Genomic DNA, 16,849 nt, shown 5'->3' with positions numbered 1-16,849 from the left:
ATTTTCAATAAAAATATTGACAAAAATATTAATTAATGAAATTTTTAATACAAGGAGGAATTTAATATGAACATCTTATTGGTAAACGGATATCAAAAACATGATTTCTGTAAAGGCGAACTTAACTTTAGCTTATACAATATTTTTTTAAATAAATTACGGCATCATCATAATGTACAGCTATCTTCAGTAGAATCATATGATATTATTGATGAAAGAAATAAGTTTTTATGGGCTGACCTAATTATTTTTTAATTCCCAATTTATTGGTTTAATGTTCCAGGAAAATTAAAATTGTATCTTGATAATGTATTTGAATATGGGCAGTTTTACTCATTTGCTGATAAATATGGAACTGGTGGACTCATGAAAGGGAAAGAATATATTATATCTTCAACATGGAATGCACCAGAATATACTTTTAATGATTCCAATGAATTTTTTAATGGTAAAAGTGTAGACGAAATTCTAATATCATTTCATAAAGCAATTGAGTTTTGCGGATTTACACAAAGAGAAACTTTATCATTTCATAATGTAGTAAAGAAACCTAACTTTGAACAATACAAAGCAAAACTAGAACAATACATTGATGACAAAATTAACAAATAATTAGTTTTAATATTAAAAAGGTGAAAATGTTAACAATATTCAACTTTAAAAATAAATTAAGTATTCATGAACAATTAGATCTGTTAAAACTTTTCAATGAAAGAAATGTTAAAACAGAATTAATTATTTCACCAATAATACCTGTTAACGACAATGAATATTCTTTTTCAATTGCTTCGCAAAATATTGCTATAAAGGGGCGAAATGTTGGTGATTTAACCTGTAAACATCTCAATTACTATAATATAAAATATGCATTTGTCGGCCATCTAGAACGACAAAAATTCTTAAATGAAACTAAAGATATCATTCGTTCAAAAATAAAACAGACAATAGTTGGAAATATAACTCCTATTATTTGTTTTGGCAAAAATAAAAATTATATTGCTGAGATACATCAACTTTTATCAGGAATTCAATTTCAAGGAAAAGAAATTATTATAGCATATGAAATTCTAAGTGCAACATTGAGTGGAAAAAAGGACTACAGTTTAGAAGAAATTTCTAATCATTTAACTATGCTAAAAAGGTATTTGTTCATATCTAGTCAAATATATAATTTTAAATATAAATTAGTATTTGGAGGAGGTGTACAATGTAAAGACATCCCTGAAATTATTAAATTAGGATTTGATGGAGTATTGATTGGAGATCGAACAAATACGTTATTAGAAGTATTTAATTTTTTAAATCAAAAAGAATTTTCGAACTAGTAAAAAATAAAAAAAGGAAAAAGTCATGACAAAAACAATTCTTGTTACAGGTGGAGCTGGCTACATTGGCTCCCATACCGTTAAAGCTCTTTTAAATGCTGGCTATCAGGTACATGTTCTAGATAATCTCTCTACAGGAAATCGTTCAGCTGTAGATAGTCGTGCTAGCTTTAAACAACTGGATGTTTATGATGCCAGTGCCTTAAAAACTTACTTGGAAGAAAACAAGATTGATGCTGTTCTCCATTGTGCAGGTGAAATTGTTGTGAGCGAAAGCATTGAAAATCCAAGTAAATACTTCACTGCCAATGTTGCTGGTATGAACCAAGTTCTCAAAGTCTTGTCCGAAGTTGGTATTCAAAAAATCATGTTCTCTTCGACTGCTTCCCTCTATGGTAATAACTGTATTGACAAGCCAGCAACTGAAGATACCCTGCTCGACCCTGTCAACCCTTATGCAGAAACAAAACTGATGGGTGAACGAATGATCTACTGGATGGCCAATCGCTATGATTGGAAATATGTCATTTTCCGTTACTTTAATGTTGCTGGGGCTGAAATGGATGCTTCAAACGGTCTACGTGTGAAAAATCCAACTCATATCATTCCAAATATCAACAAGACCGCATTGGGACAAAATGATAGCCTGAAAATATTTGGAGATGACTACGATACACGTGATGGTTCATGTATTCGAGATTACATTCATGTCTTGGACCTTGCACAGGCTCATGTTAAAGGAATGAACTACCTATTTCAAGAAGACAGTTCTTCTCAAATCTTTAACTTAGGAACCGAAAAAGGCTATACCGTCAAAGAAATCTTTAAAACTGCTGAAGAATTACTGGATCAAAAAATCCCACACGAAATTGTTGCGCGACGCGCTGGTGACCCAGCCAGCGTCCTAGCAGATGCATCAAAAGCTAAACAATATCTTGACTGGCAAGCTAGCTACTCCCTCGAAGATATTATTTTATCAGATTATCGTTGGCGTGTTAAAGAAGGCAAAAACATTTTGGAGTCATAAATCGTAACCAGCTCTTTGTGAACTACACCTCATGAAAAAAGACTGAGTTATATTTACTTAACAAGGTGAGACTGGGCAAAAGTCTTTAAAATTAGAAAACGCATAGTATCAGATGTACATCGATACACCTGATATTATGCGTTTTTAGTGGTTATCTAAACAAAAATTAAAAAGATAAATAATAATACGATAGAGGCAACGCAACTCATAAAAACTTGCTTCACATTTACTAATTTCGTATCTTTCCCTTTTTCTATATATAATGGTAAGCGTGTGTTTACACTAAAGAAAATCAATACAGGAAATATATAAGCTAATAAATAGTTAAAATAAACACCTGACACTATCGATAGAAATAATAAATACGGTAAAAACACAAGCGAAAATACAATTGCAAATCTAATCAAATCTATACGAAATTTTAAAATCTTTTTAGGATGATAAAAAAAGTAATAACGACCTTCATGAACCATTAAAATACCATAATACACTAGATAGAGAAGGGATAAAACCGTAAAAGAAAAAACACTTACATCTTTAAAATCACCTTGACCTATATACGATATGATAGACAATACATAAAAAGATAACAATTCCAAAGCTAACTTAGTCCTAACAACAGTCAAAAAAAATACTTTCACCATATTTTCACCCGACTAAATACAAGCAATAAACTATTAATTAAACACAAAGCGAGTAAGAGTACTAACATTAAACTTACAGAACTAGATTCAATGATTTGATTCAAATAAAACGGCATCACTTTTCGTACATTCAGAGCTAAAAACAAAGCAAATCCTATACGAATCGTTAAATTAACAGTCTCCTGATATTTTTTCTTAAAAAAACAACTACCTAAGCTACTTACTAAACTAAAAATTTGGAGAAGAACCATATAAAATAGAAAGTATTTTTGTGATTTAAAAACTAAATCTAACGGAAATAAAAGCAACACCGACAATATACATAAAATTATATATTTCCTAAAAGTATAGTACTTCAACACTTCTACTCGAGAAAAATTATGGAAAAAGGATTGAAATTTTACAGCTAACTTGGACAATTCTTCTCTCTCTTTAGTAACTACAAAAATATTAGATAAAACAAGTAATAACGTCAATAATTGCATGCTATTTTCATATGGTAATATCTTGAAAAACAATATTTTTAATGAGAAAAATATAACTAAAAGAACCGCTATCAAACTCAAAATATTCCACAATCCATATATCCCGAACTTCTTTCGGAATAATTCTAATTTAAGTAAAAATAGTTTAGTCATAGAGCTGCTCCTCCAACTCACGAATAGAACCTGTATTGGCAAATGTTTTGGAAACTTCTCCATTCTTTAAGAGAATAAAACTATCACACAGATCGTTTAAAGTGTCCAAAATGTGAGAAGAAATTAGAATAGTTGTTTTACCTTTGAAAGTCTTCAAGATTGATTTAAGTTGTGTGATATATGTTACATCAATACTATTAAATGGTTCATCTAAGATAAGTAGAGCAATATCGCGAATAAATAGATTAATCAGAGATAATTTTTTTCTCATTCCTTGAGACAATTCTTCAATCCTAGTATCTTCTTTCCCCTTCAAATTCAACTCACTGATCAATTGCTCAGCAGTTTTTATTCCCCCTGTATGATTTATAATTAAAGTTACAAACTCACTAACAGTCAAAAATGGATAAGGTTCTAAATCAGAAGGGATATATAAAATATTATCTACATCAAAATCCTCAACATCAAAAGTTTGATTTGCTTCATAATATCCTGACAGCATGTTCATTAAGGTTGTTTTACCAGCTCCATTTTCTCCTAAAAGACCAATAATTTCTCCTTCTGGTAATTTCAAGTCAGTAATCTGCAGTCTAAAATTAGAATAAGCATGAGCAATCTGTTTAATATACATATAATAGCATTTCCTTTCAAAAACGAAATAGGTGGGATTCAAGTGAATCCCACACTATTTTTCTACCATGAGAAGTGATCTCTAATCATACGGTATGCTAAATCTCCAGCATTTATCAGTTCCCATTTATGAGCCCAAGCCCAACGAACTGCTTGAGAGCCATAACGTGCAGCAAAACTCAAATTTTTTTTGTAACTCTTTGGTTACATTCTAATTGTACAATATTTTATATCTATGTCAAGAGTTTCCTTCAAAAAATTAACATTTTTTTCAAAACGTTAATTTATATTCGTATTTAGTTTATGCCGTTGAAGGAAATTATCGTAAAACACTATGTTTTTTAAAGTAAACACAAAAAATATGATATGTAACTAATTTTTGATGACAGATCTCTATTTATCTGCTAAAAAATAATGTATTTAACCCAAATCAACTAATTAATAAAATAATTTCCAGCATTCTTTGAGCTATTTCTTAAGCAAGACTTATTATGTTTGACATTTTGTTTGTTTTGTTGTATTATTTACTTAATACACGAATAAGAAAAAAGGAGAACAAGATGTCCTGGTCATTTGACAATAACAAACCTATCTATTTACAAATTATGGAAAAAATCAAGTTTCAGATTATTTCCCATGAACTAGAAGCCAATCAACAACTTCCTACTGTTAGAGAACTAGCTAGAGAAATTGGGGTCAATACAAATACCATCCAAAGAGCCTTTTCAAACCTCGAACAAGATGGATTTGTCTTTTGTAAGCGAACAGCTGGACGTTTTGTAACGGAAAATCAAGAACTCATCTCTAAATCTCGTAAACAACTAGCAGAAAAACAATTAAAGGACTTCATTTCCTCCATGGCTCACTTTGGTTATCAAGAAGAAGAGTTACCAGCTATAATTAGCGATTACATTAAACGAATTGAAACTACCAATTATAATCAACTGAAACCAACTAAAAACTCATTCTAAGGATAAGATTCAGAAAATCTGTCTATAATAAAACGCACCCACATGGTGGGTGTTTTTTTCGTCTCGCACTAGCGGATTGAGACGAACTGAGAGTCACACAAAAAGAAAATCAGTGGAAGTTAGTCTAAGATGAATTTCCACTGATTTCACGCATTTTTCTCATACTAAAAGCTAGGTTGTGGGAAACTGGAAGTTAGTTTTAGAAGTTACCCTAAAAATCAGTTCACCTATTTTAAAAAAGCAGCAAACTATAAACTAGTAGATTCCACACTAAATGTAACCCCATACTGCCCCATAAGTCCGATTTATAGCGTACCATCCCTAAAAACATTCCCAATGAAACATATAAACACCAAGCTAGAATAGTTTCTGGATGATGAGCTAAGGCAAATAAAACACTTGTCAAAGCAACTCGAATATCTAATTTTCTAACCAAGTTCCATAAAATTTCTCGATACAAAAATTCTTCAACCATACCCGCATTGATTAAGAAAAGAATGGTGATGTAATCATAATTTCAATTTTTAAATCATGATGCCCATTTTACCTTTCTTGTCTTAACTGGTTTAAATCGAATCTTATTAATGAGTCTAAGCTCTATTTCTCTACAATCTGTAACGGAGGTATCATTGATTTTAAGGCTTCTTGGAAAGTATTGATTACCTTTTTCATGTGATAATTCTACTGTATAACTGATACCATTACTTAATTTAAAGACTACAAAATAAATATGATCTCTTTTAAATCGGCGACCGACTTTTCTATTCAAAATGCCATCAGTTGTATAGAATTTACACTCCATTACATGTAACATTTGATAAAGCAACAAGGTTCCAACTATTTTGAATTTATTTTCGTTGAACCAACCATTATCAGCTTTATTAAGACGTTCCAATGTCCAATCATCTTTTAATCCTTCAAAAATACTCCCTGCATTATTAGTTGGTAAATTAACATGATGTTCTCTAGATAATCCTAAAAGATGAGGAATGGAGGAATTTGGGACTGATAGAATAATTTCAGGACAGTTCTCCATATTTGTCTGATAAATATATTTGTACTGAGAAACATTTTTCTCAATAGTATTGGCCAAGCAATCCATCTTAACATTGAGAATATCAATCTCTCCATCAAAAGTCTTTAGCCATTCCAAAGTATAAGTCATTTGAATTTTCTCCTAAAAAAGAGAAGGAAGCTCCTGCTTCCTCCTCTCCCACGTATTGAGTTTCACCTCACGCTAGATATGCCCTATCTGTTCCTCAAGGGTAGGCAGTCCTGCTATTCTTTTTCTCAACAAACAGTCTGAACTGAGAGCGGAGCCCACAGGCGGGTGCAGACCATATCCACTAGCCCACAAGTAATTATATCATTTAATTACCTTTATTATACGCAATTAGTCCATATTTGTCAACAATTACATTCATTATGAATATCTAAATAAATCAGGCCACCTATTTTAAACAAGCAGCAAACTATAAACTAGTAGGTTCCACACCAAATGTAGCCCCATACTGCCCCATAAGTCCGATTTATAGCGCACCATCCCTAAAAACATTCCCAATGAAACATATAAACACCAAGCTAGAATGGTTCCTGGATGATGTACTAAGGCAAATAAAACACTTGTCAACGCAACTCGAATATCTAATTTTCTCACCAAATTCCATATAATTTCTCGATACAGAAATTCTTCAACCATACTCGCATTGATTAAGAACAATAAAAATGAAAACCAAGGAACCTGATGTTGTAGGCCAATTAAGTTTGCTTGATTCGTGCTTCCTTGCGCATGGATTAAGCTAAAACATAGACTTATAATCAGTAGGCTAATGAATCCAATACCAAGCCATTTCATCCTAGATTTCATACTGACCTTATGCGCTTTTTTACGTTGACCATACATCCATAAAAATGAAATGAGTGACGAACCATAGAGAATCTGTAGTATAGTTAACTCACCGATACAAAAAAATTTCAGTAAGTATAGGGATACCAATAGGACATTTACTTGTTGGAATAAATAAACTGGAATTATTCTTTTCATAGTTACCTCCGAAATAAATCTTCATAATCTAAATCTAATACCTGCACAATCCTTTCTACCCATGGACTTTGAGGCATTCGTTGTTCCATCTTGTAGTGACGAATCTTTTGATACAAACGATTCAATTCACTTGGATAGTGAAACTCTCCCGCAAACATTTTTCTGGTTAACTCAATCCAGCTAATATTTCTTTCAGCCAAAATCATGGACAAGTTCTCCCAAAATCGTTCAGCCATATTGCTTCTCCTTTAACTAGATAAATAATGTGTTTGTGCCATGTAAATCAATTGTTTCGTATCTCTTGGCAATAAAGCTCTAGCTTCCTCCAAATTTAGATTTGGATAAACTCTCTTATTTGAAACCGCAAGAGGAAGTTTGATGGTTTGTTCAGGATTTTTTAAGATCATCTCAACGAAATCCGTTAATCTTAGATTGTCACGGTTCTTAAATCGTAATAAATTGGGAGATAAAAACTCAAAACAATCTGAAGAATAGCTCATCATTTCAATTAATTTGTCCTTTGTCATTTCAGAAACTGAATGACAAGATACCTCGATGCCATAGTTTTGGAAGAAGTCTAAAAGAAGTTGATTTCTTTGGCTATTTTTACTTAGATAGAGATCAATCATGCGAGACCTCCCAAAGATTCGGTTCCATTTGATATTCTGAAACGATTAAGGAATCTAACAAATTTGCGAAGTTAATCGGTTTCTTGTCTTCATCATAAGCTTTTACAGTTACTTGGGTTGTAAGTATTCCCTCTTTTCCCTCGGCTCGATAGCCTTGTCCATATAAAACAAAAACAAGATTCTGATGATCATCTACAAAGGCATCAGCTCCGTTCTTTATATCCTGACTTTCAAGGAATTCCATAATGTTTTGAAGATAGGATTCGTAAAATAGGGGGTAGTTGTGTTTTTTATGGTAATCATCTAAAAATGTCACCTCAAACTCACATGGATAATTGGGCATCAAAAATATTTGTTCATCCAGCTGTTTGATTTCTGCGTCATGTAATTCTGTTTCTAATTCATCACAATCTAGTATTGATTCTTTATTTAATGCTTTCATCTTTTTCCTCTATTTCTTTTAATTTTTTTGCGATTGAGGCAATCACAGGAACGGTTACACTATTACCAGCTTGTTTATAGAGCTGACTATTACTAGAGACTTTTCTAGCAGCTTCAAAAGCCCAATCAGGAAAGCCCTGCAGTCTAAAACACTCTTTAGGAGTGATTCGTCGTATCCTCAAACGGTAAAATTGCCCATCAATTAAGACACCAGCTACTTGGTAAACTTGTTTATCTTCCCCTTCATAGCTAGCCACTACTACTCCCATTTGCCCACTAGTTGTTAACGTATTAGCTATACCTTTTCCAACTCTACCACGACGATACTGAGAACTTGGTCTTTCTAAATTGATTGAATCCCCAATCTCTGCTTGAGCATATCCTTTTTTCGTTGCCTCTCGGACTTTTAGAAATTGGATTGGTTCTGGAATCAGTATTTTAGGGATTTTATCTCCACCTTGCATCGTAGTCAGTGTTGGAGATAAGCCCTCACTTCCATAGACGCGACCAGTTTCCTTAAAGCTAGTTGGTAAATCTCCAACAACGACAATACCATGGCGATCCTGAGTATTTAAAGTAAACATTGGCTCTTGATTATCCTTGAAACGTCTACCATTTTGTCTTTTTTCTAATCTGTCTGGTGTCATACAAGGAATCGCAACTTTAAATCCTTCTCCTTTTCCACGAACTAAGGTTGGCGCAAGACCTTCTGAATAATAGACTTTACCACTCATTCCACTTTTTGATGGATTCAAATTCCCTAATATTTTTAAAGTCTCAGAGTTAGTTGCTTGACCTTCTCGTCTGAAAGGAAATAAGAGTCTGGTACCTCTCTTTCTAGAATGTCCGATAATAAACACCCTCTCTCTGTTTTGGGGAACGCCAAAATCCTTACTGTTAAGCACCTGCCACTCAACATCAAACCCCAATTCATCAAGCGTGGTAAGGATTGTGGTGAACGTCCGTCCCTTATCGTGATTGAGTAGGCCTTTAACATTTTCAAGAAAAAGAAAACGTGGTTGGATTTGTTTGGCCGCCCGAGCAATTTCAAAGAATAAAGTGCCTCTAGTATCTTCAAATCCCAATCGTCTTCCTGCGATTGAAAATGCTTGACAAGGGAATCCCCCACAGATGACATCGACTTTCCCTCTAAGTTTTTTAAATTCATCATCTGAAACATCTCGTATGTCATGAAATTCAATTTCTCCTTCCGTTTTAAAAATGGACTTATAAGATTTCCTAGCAAATTTATCAATCTCACAAAATCCAATACACTCATGTCCGACACTTTCCATTCCAAGTCGAAATCCTCCGATACCTGAAAATAAATCAATAAATCTCATTTCTTTATCACCGCTTTCTGATCGACTATCAATGTCCAAAGAGTCACACCACTTGAAATGAAAATGAGCATAACTAATACCCACTCGATTGGCGACATTTTAACCACCTCCTTTTCTAACACGGTTATTCCAAACGGAATATAGGCCATTAAACACAAATTCAGCAAGTACTTCCGCTCGTCTAACAAAGCGAACATTGTCAAGAGCATACTGATAGATTCTCTCAAAATCAGTCATAGCAATTTCACTGGCTGTTTCAGAAAAACCTTCTCGTCTAAATTGATCTTGTACCAATCCCCAAATATAATCTCGATCATATTTTGTGACCTTTTCTACTTTTCTTCTCAAGATAGGTTGAGTATTCCTATCCTCCTCATCCTCAATAAATAAAGAATCAGTCTCACTATATTTAGTCTCACTAACTTCAGTCTCACTAGGGGCTGAATGTGAGACGGGGGCCGTTTCATTTTCAACCTGCCCTAGTCTTTTTTTAACACTAGGCCTGTTTGAATTACCTACTGGGGTAGAAGATAATTCCCCTAAATAAATCTTATTAGCTAGTCTTCCTTTCTCACTTGAAGACTGTTGAACTTCATCAATTAAGTCATATTCTTTAAGAGTTTTTTTGATGGACAGTAATTTGGACTTCGAACAACCTAACAGCCTCATCAGTTTAGAATTAGAAAATACTAAATAGACTGCTCCTTCTTCATCTATCCAACCACGACTGAGAGATAATTCTAAACGATCTTTTAAAATAGAATAAGCCACCTTTACTTCTAGTTTCATATCCATATATTTCTCATCCTCAAAAAGAATTTTAGGTAATTTGTAATACCGTTCTGAAGTTTGGTATTGATTTGCGGTAATTCGTTTCATAGCGCACCTCCAATTTCTTTGAGTATTAAATCTCCACTTGATTCCAAGCGAACCAAGCCACTTTTTTCCAATTCAGCCATAAGAGAGATGGCCTCAACAATATCTATTCCCATTTCACGTACTAAAAATGAAATGACAATATAGCGTGATGATTGTAATTCTTTTGTCATTTTCCCTCCTGAAAATAAAAAAACGGAAAGATTGTGAAATTCCTTTCCGTAACATAATAAATATTTGAACACCAAACTCAACACCAAAAAAATGTTTTTATTGATAATTATTGCTCAATCAAGCACTTATAACAATGTAAAAAATAAAAATCTGTACTCACAAAAACCCTTGAAATTCAAGGGTTTTAAGCATTTATTCTACTTCACAATGTTTTATTATTTTAAATCTTCTAGACCAACCATTGAATAGTAGCCATTGAGTTTTTTCCTTTCATAGCAAGGGTTTAGAACACCTATTGTTTGAACATCAAGGAGCTTTCAAATGAATAATGTCCAAACAGTTCTTGTTTTATAACATAGAAATCTACTTTATATTATATCATGCCTTCTCTATTTTGTCTGCTTTTGCTTCAGGATTAAATAGTGTTCCAAACTATTAAATCATTATAAAAAATTAGAGAAGACATGTTTGTCCTCTCCATCAATTTTTTATTACTCATCAAATAATTTCTCCAACTGTTTGGTTGCTGAGTCAATCTCGTAGCCGTTTTGTTCTATCAGCTGTTTCACCTTTGCTTTATCAAGCTCTCGATGATCTCTGACAGACAAAATCTTATCTGCCCATTCTTCAAGAGAATCATTCAAAGACAGACTGTTATCATAGTTATCTAGTATTCTTGCATCTGGTAAATGATTTGCAGTTACAACAGGTAATCCATTTGCTTGTGCTTCAATGAGTACAATTGGCAATCCTTCAAAATTAGATGGGAAGAAGAACACATCTAATAAATTTAGCATTTTTCCGACATTAGTGGTCAATCCTGTAAAAATGACTTTATCTTCTACACCATATTCTTTTGCCACATTTTCTAAAAATGCAGTATCACCTCTTCCGATAAAAACTAAACGGGAATTTGGTTCTTTTTTGACGATTTCAGAAAAGACCTTAATACAGAAACTTTGATTTTTTTGTTTCTCATTTAAGCGGGAAACTTGCCCAATGACCAAACAATTTTCAGGGATCTGATACTCCTTTCGAAGTTGGGTTTGCATTTCTTGATCATATAAAAACTTCTCAACTTCAATGGCATTATGAATAACCAAGGCTTTTTTTCTTTCTTGACCATGATAAAAATGGTTCAATGCTTCTGTTCCACAGGCCCAAAAATCTGTTGCATATTTTCCGACAAAAAGTCGATTAATTGGGTGAATAAAACGATAAAATTTATCTGCTGTCGCACAATGTCCATGAACAATTCTTTTTTCGATTCCATATTTCTTTGCTAATTTTAAAAATTCTAGATGAGTCAGGCCGTTTTGATTGGACCATAAAATATCATAACGATGAGCATTCTTCTTAAAAAAATCATCCCATTCTTTTAAGGCTTGCTGGATATGAGGTCTTAACTTGGGGATTCTATGAACGACTAGAGGATTGCGACAAAGCTTTTTAAAATGATCACTAAATTCAACATCTTCAGAACCTTGTAGTAAAAATTCCAGTTCAAATTCAGAGGTATCGATATGATTATAAAAATCTACCACAATTTTTTCCAAGCCACCAACATCTGGAACCAGACCACAAACCAATATTCTTTTCATTGATTTCTCCTTATTTTTTTAACTTTAATACTTTTTGAATCATCAGGATGATTTGTCTACCGCCTTCATGATTTCTAAATAGGAAAACGTAGACACCCAATACTATCAAATAAAGGACGATTTTGATGATCAAACCGAAAATGAAATCTAGCTGAGTTAAGAGGTAGTTATCCAGCAAACTCAAAAGTAGAAAGCTTATCCCTGCGACAGTGAAATCTTGTAACAATGTTTTAAAAAAATCCTTTGAGGAAGCTTTCAATCCATACTTAAAGGCGCTATAGGGTTCATACCATGTACAGGTCAAGACTGTTGAACAAATCGTACCCAATAAAATTCCAGATACCCCTAAATCTAAAATCACTAAAAAGTAGAGTGAAAGGGAAATATTTAATAAAATCTCGACGATAACTTTTTTATTTTGCTCATAACTTAATCCATAAACTGAAATCAACGTTAGAATCGGTCTTCTATAAAAAGTTAGGAAAAAATGAAGGACAATCAAAATCTCAACTGTACGATTAAATGAAAAATTTTCCCCTAACCAGATGGTCATAAATGGATGAATGAACATTAAATAGCCTAAGCTAGCAAAATAAATCAGGCTAAAAGCAATAAACTGGAATTTTTTTAGGAATTTAACTATATCTGCTACTGTCGTAGATTCCGAATGGACTAAGTTACCTACGGAAGAAACAACTGAATTGATCACAGTATTTAAAATCAGTGAAAGAAATCCTAAAACATAGGTATAATTCCCATAAATACCAATAGCTGCTAAGCTGACAAAACTTGCCATTAGAATACTATCTGTTTGAAAAACAATTGTTTCTCCAATACTACCGACTACATTTCCTTTGATATTTCGGATAAATTTTCCTTTTTCCTCCTGATTAATGGGGGTTATGTCATCCTTAAACAGGTAACCATACAATCTATCTACAATACGCGACATGATGATATTCCCAATCAAATTCATGATGATACTGATTAATAGATAAAAGATATAATTTTTGGTAAAGAATAAAATTCCGATTTGCAAGCATACACGAAGCGTATTTAATCCAAAGTCAATCAAAGTCATCATATAATTACGCTGATCGACATAAAGCAAGGTTCGTTTATAGGAGAAAAAATAGCTGGAAGCTGAGTTAAATACAAAGAGGAAAAAAATCAAATATACTTCACTATTTACAGTATAATCCTTTATCATATAAGGAAGAAATAAAGAAAGTATAGCGCCCAGTATAAAAATAGAAAAGCCAATGATTCTATATAATTTTTTGAAAAGAATCATAAAGGCATTGATTTTTCCATGTTCTTCTCTGCCTAAGGGTCCATATAGTGCATAGCTCATGGCTCCAGCAACCCCTAATTCTGCCAAAGACAGGATAGAAACTAAGCTAGACAAATAATTGTTTAATCCTAGATAGGTTACCCCAAGTAAATTGATAAAAATAGTTCGATTGATAAAGCCAAGAAGTACTTGAAAAGGTTGCAATGCCAGAGCAATACTCGTATTTAAGGTGGCAAATTCTGTTCTACTTTTTTTCGTGTATTTCATCTATTCCTTTAATTTTCCTTGTAAAAGTTGATCCAGATAACTTTCTGGAAGGACTTCTTCTTTCTTGATTTTATAAGTCGTTTTCAAAATCGGTGTTGTTTTTAACACTTCTTCCCATTCCTTTTCATCAAAAAGATCATGAGCATGGTCTCTTAAAAACCAAACACGCTCAGCTGGTGCTAGAATAGGTAATCTATCCACTAAGTTTTCAAAATAAGGACTGCACTTATATTCGGACAAAATAAAATAATCCATCATCAGGTAATGAATAAAAACTGGATATTTACGAACATAGTAAAGATATAAATCCCGAATATGTTTAAAATAAGGCTTGCCTTTTTTTCCTGCCAGAAAGAAACCTGCCCATTTAAAGTCACCAACAGTTCGTTCCATTTGATTTGTTCCTATAGGTGGATGATTCAGAGTAAAAAAGTCCCCTTCAAACATTTCTAAAGTTGCATAGGGAGATACAAATAAGGTTGCATCCATCCAAATTCCACCATATTGGTATAAGAGACTAAAACGAATAATATCTGAATAATGCGCAGCTGATAATTCTTTTTTCTTGTATTTTTCGGTGATGTCTGTTGGAATATTGATGAAATCCACCAGATTTTCATCCGTCAACAAATAGAATTCACAGTCATTCCTTTTGGCGAAGTCTTTTATGGTCTTCATTGAAGCCTGGACTGTCTCAGGCATTTGAGCTTCTCCCTGTTGCCACATTGTCCAAATCATTTTCGGAAATTCCGTCAGTTCTTCTTTTTCATTACTCGAATCAACTAGTTGTGCTTCTTTTCTTAATTTTAGTACAAAATCCAAAAGAATCTTTCTACGAAAATCATAAAACATCTTGTCAGATTTTTGTGCAAGAAAGTAAATAAATGTTAGTTTAAGGCCATAATATTTTAAAATTTGACGATAGCGAGCCATTTTTTTTTGTAAGGTTTGTAGTTTCATAAACTCTACAAATTCCTTTCACATTTTTCTAAAGCTGTTTTTAGAAAATATCCGTTACGAAGTTTCTCTCCTACTATTTTACTATTTTTAATCAGCTCTTGAAAATCTTCTTCATCAATCGAGTTTAAACAATCTGCAATTTCAAATAATGAATCAACAAGTATTCCACAATGGTTTTTTCGTACAAACTCCGCTAAAGCAGATTGGCTCCATACAATAATCGGAAAACCTGATGCTAAATATAAAGAGGCTTTATGCGGGTTATTCATCTTTAAATATTCTCCATACATTCCACTACAAGTATGGGGGCTATCTCCATCCCAGACTAAGCCAAAACCGCCATGCAAGTGATTAGAAAGTTCATCAGGAGAAAAAGCACCATTATAATGAACGTTTGAAGGAAGATTCTCCTCTTCAAAATTAATCCCATAAATAGAAAATTCAGGACTTTCAGGTAATTGTCTTGCATATTTTGTTTTTCGAATATCAAAATTTCCAGCAACTATAACCGTATTTTTCTCATAAGTTTTCTTCTCTTCATAATTTGAAATCAAATAATCAAATATCTCTAAGGAAACAATCTTCTCTTCCGGTATTCCCAATCGAACAAGTTCACTTTTCATCTTTTCGTTATGAGCGATAATACCGTCGACTTTTTCAAGGACTGTTTTATTTTGTAAATAATGGATAATAGAGTACTTGAAATCTGTAAACGACTTGATGTTTTTGTTTCTCAGGGACTCGATATCGTGAATCAGCAAATAAGCTTTGAATGTTCTATTTTTCAAAAATCTCGTTAAAATTTGTTTTTTTAAGGAATCCCATAATAACGGAAATTGAAGAACTAACACATCATTTTTTGTCAAAGTGATGGGATTTGAATCATTATTTAGGGAAAAAGGTTGATATCCTGCTTCTAGCATTATTTTTTCAGCATCTAATCTTGCTTTAGATCCTGCATGTTTGGCTTCTGCGTAAAATTCTTTTAAGTAATAATTCATACTACTTCAACCCTCTCCAAAATCTTTTTACAATATATTTTTCAAATCTCCATTGAATGGCTCCAACAACTCTTGAAATGAAGACAATCTTTTGAGGGAATAATCGATAGGCTCTCATTAAAAATGAGCGACTTGAACTTTTAGCGTAACGATTCAGGTACTCGACATATTTTTCTTGATAGGGATTTCCCTCAAATATACGATAGTCGACAAGGTGCATCAAAACTAAATGGAATAAGCGACGTTGTACGTATGGGAGTGAGTCAGCATTTCCTTCATATAGTTGCTCCACTTTATCACAAATCGTAAACAAATCCAAATTTTTCAAACTAAATTCGCGATTCATAATACTACCAGAACGCACGCGATAATAGTATCCTATATAATCAATTTTTACCATTTTATGTATCTGTTTTAAGATTCCCATTCCGCCATACACATCTTCATAAAATAAACCTTCTAAAAATGGAAAATTGACAATCACTTGTCTTCGAAAAAGTTTAGCAACTGCATTCAAACGGACAATATTATCTTTACATAAAGAGACTAAAGCTTCTTGGGCATTTCCTTGAAAAATAATTTTTACATTTTCTGGTGAAGGGATTGCTAATTCTTCTTGATCATTCGTATACCAACACTCTACAATATCAATATCATCTGAGGTAACCTGTTTTATCAATTGTTCCAACATATCTTCTTTAAGAACATCATCACTGTCTACAAAAGTGATCAATTCGCCTTTAGATTCAGTCATACCACGATTACGAGCGCCACTTAATCCTTTATTTTCTTGATTGATTAAGTGAAAACGAGAATCTTGTTGACAATAGCGCTCACAAATTTCTTTTGAGCCATCTCTTGAACCATCATTGACTAGGATCACTTCTATATCGGTATAAGTTTGATGTTGAATACTATTTAAACATTCTTCCAGATACTCTTCAACATTATAAACAGGTACAATGACACTAATCATAAATAGGC

At 32.9% G+C, this 16,849-nt stretch carries 22 protein-coding genes and 1 pseudogene; 5 read left to right on the top strand and 18 right to left on the bottom strand.

Annotated features, from left to right (window positions below; genetic code table 11):
- The first annotated feature begins 66 nt into the window (after nucleotides 1–66).
- From F9B91_RS11525 to galE, 4 genes are read left to right on the top strand one after another with little or no spacing between them, the layout of a single operon-like run.
- Nucleotides 67–255 carry a hypothetical protein gene (locus F9B91_RS11525; protein ID WP_225306591.1) on the top strand — a complete coding sequence of 63 codons (189 nt, stop codon included), beginning with the start codon at nucleotides 67–69 and terminating at the stop codon, nucleotides 253–255.
- A 6-nt stretch (nucleotides 256–261) separates the two neighbouring features.
- Nucleotides 262–612, top strand: coding sequence for an NAD(P)H-dependent oxidoreductase (locus F9B91_RS11520; protein ID WP_225306594.1), 351 nt, complete (start codon nucleotides 262–264; stop codon nucleotides 610–612).
- A 26-nt stretch (nucleotides 613–638) separates the two neighbouring features.
- Nucleotides 639–1,325, top strand: coding sequence for a triose-phosphate isomerase (locus F9B91_RS09070; RefSeq protein WP_150923084.1), 687 nt, complete (start codon nucleotides 639–641; stop codon nucleotides 1,323–1,325).
- Between the two features lie 25 nt (nucleotides 1,326–1,350).
- Nucleotides 1,351–2,352, top strand: a complete 1,002-nt coding sequence (galE, locus tag F9B91_RS09065) for a UDP-glucose 4-epimerase GalE (protein WP_150923083.1) — start codon at nucleotides 1,351–1,353, stop codon at nucleotides 2,350–2,352.
- Between the two features lie 155 nt (nucleotides 2,353–2,507).
- Here the strand turns inward: galE and F9B91_RS09060 are convergent, their stop codons facing one another.
- The 4 genes from F9B91_RS09060 to F9B91_RS09045 all read right to left on the bottom strand — a co-directional run bounded on the left by F9B91_RS09060 (nucleotide 2,508) and on the right by F9B91_RS09045 (nucleotide 4,447).
- Nucleotides 2,508–2,996: a hypothetical protein gene (locus F9B91_RS09060; RefSeq protein ID WP_150923081.1), complete on the bottom strand. Its 489-nt coding sequence runs from the start codon at nucleotides 2,994–2,996 to the stop codon at nucleotides 2,508–2,510.
- Nucleotides 2,990–3,634: a hypothetical protein gene (locus tag F9B91_RS09055; RefSeq protein ID WP_150923079.1), complete on the bottom strand. Its 645-nt coding sequence runs from the start codon at nucleotides 3,632–3,634 to the stop codon at nucleotides 2,990–2,992. Before F9B91_RS09055 ends, F9B91_RS09060 begins: the two co-directional genes overlap by 7 nt.
- Nucleotides 3,627–4,265, bottom strand: a complete 639-nt coding sequence (locus F9B91_RS09050) for an ABC transporter ATP-binding protein (protein WP_150923077.1) — start codon at nucleotides 4,263–4,265, stop codon at nucleotides 3,627–3,629. Before F9B91_RS09050 ends, F9B91_RS09055 begins: the two co-directional genes overlap by 8 nt.
- Before the next feature lie 62 nt (nucleotides 4,266–4,327).
- On the bottom strand, nucleotides 4,328–4,447 hold the full coding sequence (locus F9B91_RS09045) for an aureocin A53 family class IId bacteriocin (protein WP_150923075.1): 120 nt from the start codon (nucleotides 4,445–4,447) through the stop codon (nucleotides 4,328–4,330).
- A gap of 377 nt (nucleotides 4,448–4,824) precedes the next feature.
- Between F9B91_RS09045 and F9B91_RS09040 the strand changes: the two genes are divergently transcribed.
- The gene (locus F9B91_RS09040) at nucleotides 4,825–5,235 is read left to right on the top strand and encodes a GntR family transcriptional regulator (protein WP_150923073.1); all 411 of its coding nucleotides are present in this window, start codon (nucleotides 4,825–4,827) and stop codon (nucleotides 5,233–5,235) included.
- Between the two features lie 232 nt (nucleotides 5,236–5,467).
- Here the strand turns inward: F9B91_RS09040 and F9B91_RS09035 are convergent.
- The 14 genes and pseudogenes from F9B91_RS09035 to F9B91_RS08970 form a co-directional block, all read right to left on the bottom strand.
- Nucleotides 5,468–5,734: pseudogene (locus tag F9B91_RS09035) on the bottom strand (CPBP family intramembrane glutamic endopeptidase); the annotation flags it as partial.
- Between the two features lie 30 nt (nucleotides 5,735–5,764).
- Entirely contained in the window at nucleotides 5,765–6,400 is a 636-nt protein-coding gene (locus F9B91_RS09030) for a hypothetical protein (RefSeq protein ID WP_000222720.1), read from the bottom strand.
- Nucleotides 6,401–6,691: 291 nt separating this feature from the next.
- Nucleotides 6,692–7,279: a CPBP family intramembrane glutamic endopeptidase gene (locus F9B91_RS09025; protein ID WP_150923071.1), complete on the bottom strand. Its 588-nt coding sequence runs from the start codon at nucleotides 7,277–7,279 to the stop codon at nucleotides 6,692–6,694.
- A gap of 2 nt (nucleotides 7,280–7,281) precedes the next feature.
- The gene (locus F9B91_RS09020; protein ID WP_050238682.1) at nucleotides 7,282–7,515 is read right to left on the bottom strand and encodes a hypothetical protein; all 234 of its coding nucleotides are present in this window, start codon (nucleotides 7,513–7,515) and stop codon (nucleotides 7,282–7,284) included.
- 12 nt (nucleotides 7,516–7,527) lie between these two features.
- Nucleotides 7,528–7,908: a hypothetical protein gene (locus F9B91_RS09015; protein WP_150923069.1), complete on the bottom strand. Its 381-nt coding sequence runs from the start codon at nucleotides 7,906–7,908 to the stop codon at nucleotides 7,528–7,530.
- The gene (locus F9B91_RS09010; RefSeq protein WP_000645882.1) at nucleotides 7,901–8,350 is read right to left on the bottom strand and encodes a hypothetical protein; all 450 of its coding nucleotides are present in this window, start codon (nucleotides 8,348–8,350) and stop codon (nucleotides 7,901–7,903) included. The genes F9B91_RS09015 and F9B91_RS09010 overlap by 8 nt, the downstream gene beginning before the upstream one ends.
- Nucleotides 8,334–9,692, bottom strand: coding sequence for a DNA (cytosine-5-)-methyltransferase (dcm, locus tag F9B91_RS09005; protein ID WP_150923068.1), 1,359 nt, complete (start codon nucleotides 9,690–9,692; stop codon nucleotides 8,334–8,336). Before dcm ends, F9B91_RS09010 begins: the two co-directional genes overlap by 17 nt.
- A gap of 99 nt (nucleotides 9,693–9,791) precedes the next feature.
- Complete coding sequence (locus F9B91_RS09000) at nucleotides 9,792–10,571, bottom strand: replication initiator protein A (RefSeq protein WP_150923066.1); 780 nt, start codon at nucleotides 10,569–10,571, stop codon at nucleotides 9,792–9,794.
- The gene (locus F9B91_RS08995; RefSeq protein ID WP_150923064.1) at nucleotides 10,568–10,741 is read right to left on the bottom strand and encodes a hypothetical protein; all 174 of its coding nucleotides are present in this window, start codon (nucleotides 10,739–10,741) and stop codon (nucleotides 10,568–10,570) included. Before F9B91_RS08995 ends, F9B91_RS09000 begins: the two co-directional genes overlap by 4 nt.
- A gap of 492 nt (nucleotides 10,742–11,233) precedes the next feature.
- Nucleotides 11,234–12,343, bottom strand: coding sequence for a glycosyltransferase (locus F9B91_RS08990; protein WP_150923062.1), 1,110 nt, complete (start codon nucleotides 12,341–12,343; stop codon nucleotides 11,234–11,236).
- Between the two features lie 10 nt (nucleotides 12,344–12,353).
- The gene (locus F9B91_RS08985; RefSeq protein ID WP_150923060.1) at nucleotides 12,354–13,904 is read right to left on the bottom strand and encodes a lipopolysaccharide biosynthesis protein; all 1,551 of its coding nucleotides are present in this window, start codon (nucleotides 13,902–13,904) and stop codon (nucleotides 12,354–12,356) included.
- A complete protein-coding gene (locus F9B91_RS08980) occupies nucleotides 13,905–14,864 on the bottom strand; it encodes a capsular polysaccharide synthesis protein (protein WP_150923058.1) in 960 nt (319 codons plus the stop codon).
- Nucleotides 14,865–14,869: 5 nt separating this feature from the next.
- A complete protein-coding gene (locus F9B91_RS08975) occupies nucleotides 14,870–15,865 on the bottom strand; it encodes a sugar transferase (protein ID WP_150923056.1) in 996 nt (331 codons plus the stop codon).
- 1 nt (nucleotide 15,866) lies between these two features.
- On the bottom strand, nucleotides 15,867–16,841 hold the full coding sequence (locus F9B91_RS08970) for a glycosyltransferase family 2 protein (RefSeq protein ID WP_084926359.1): 975 nt from the start codon (nucleotides 16,839–16,841) through the stop codon (nucleotides 15,867–15,869).
- Nucleotides 16,842–16,849: the final 8 nt, after the last annotated feature.

It is taken from the genome of Streptococcus mitis (assembly GCF_008763935.1).
GTDB classification, from domain to species: Bacteria; Bacillota; Bacilli; order Lactobacillales; family Streptococcaceae; genus Streptococcus; species Streptococcus mitis_DB.
The sequence above is the reverse complement of the archived record's forward strand: the minus strand, read 5'-3'. Positions and strand labels throughout refer to the sequence as shown.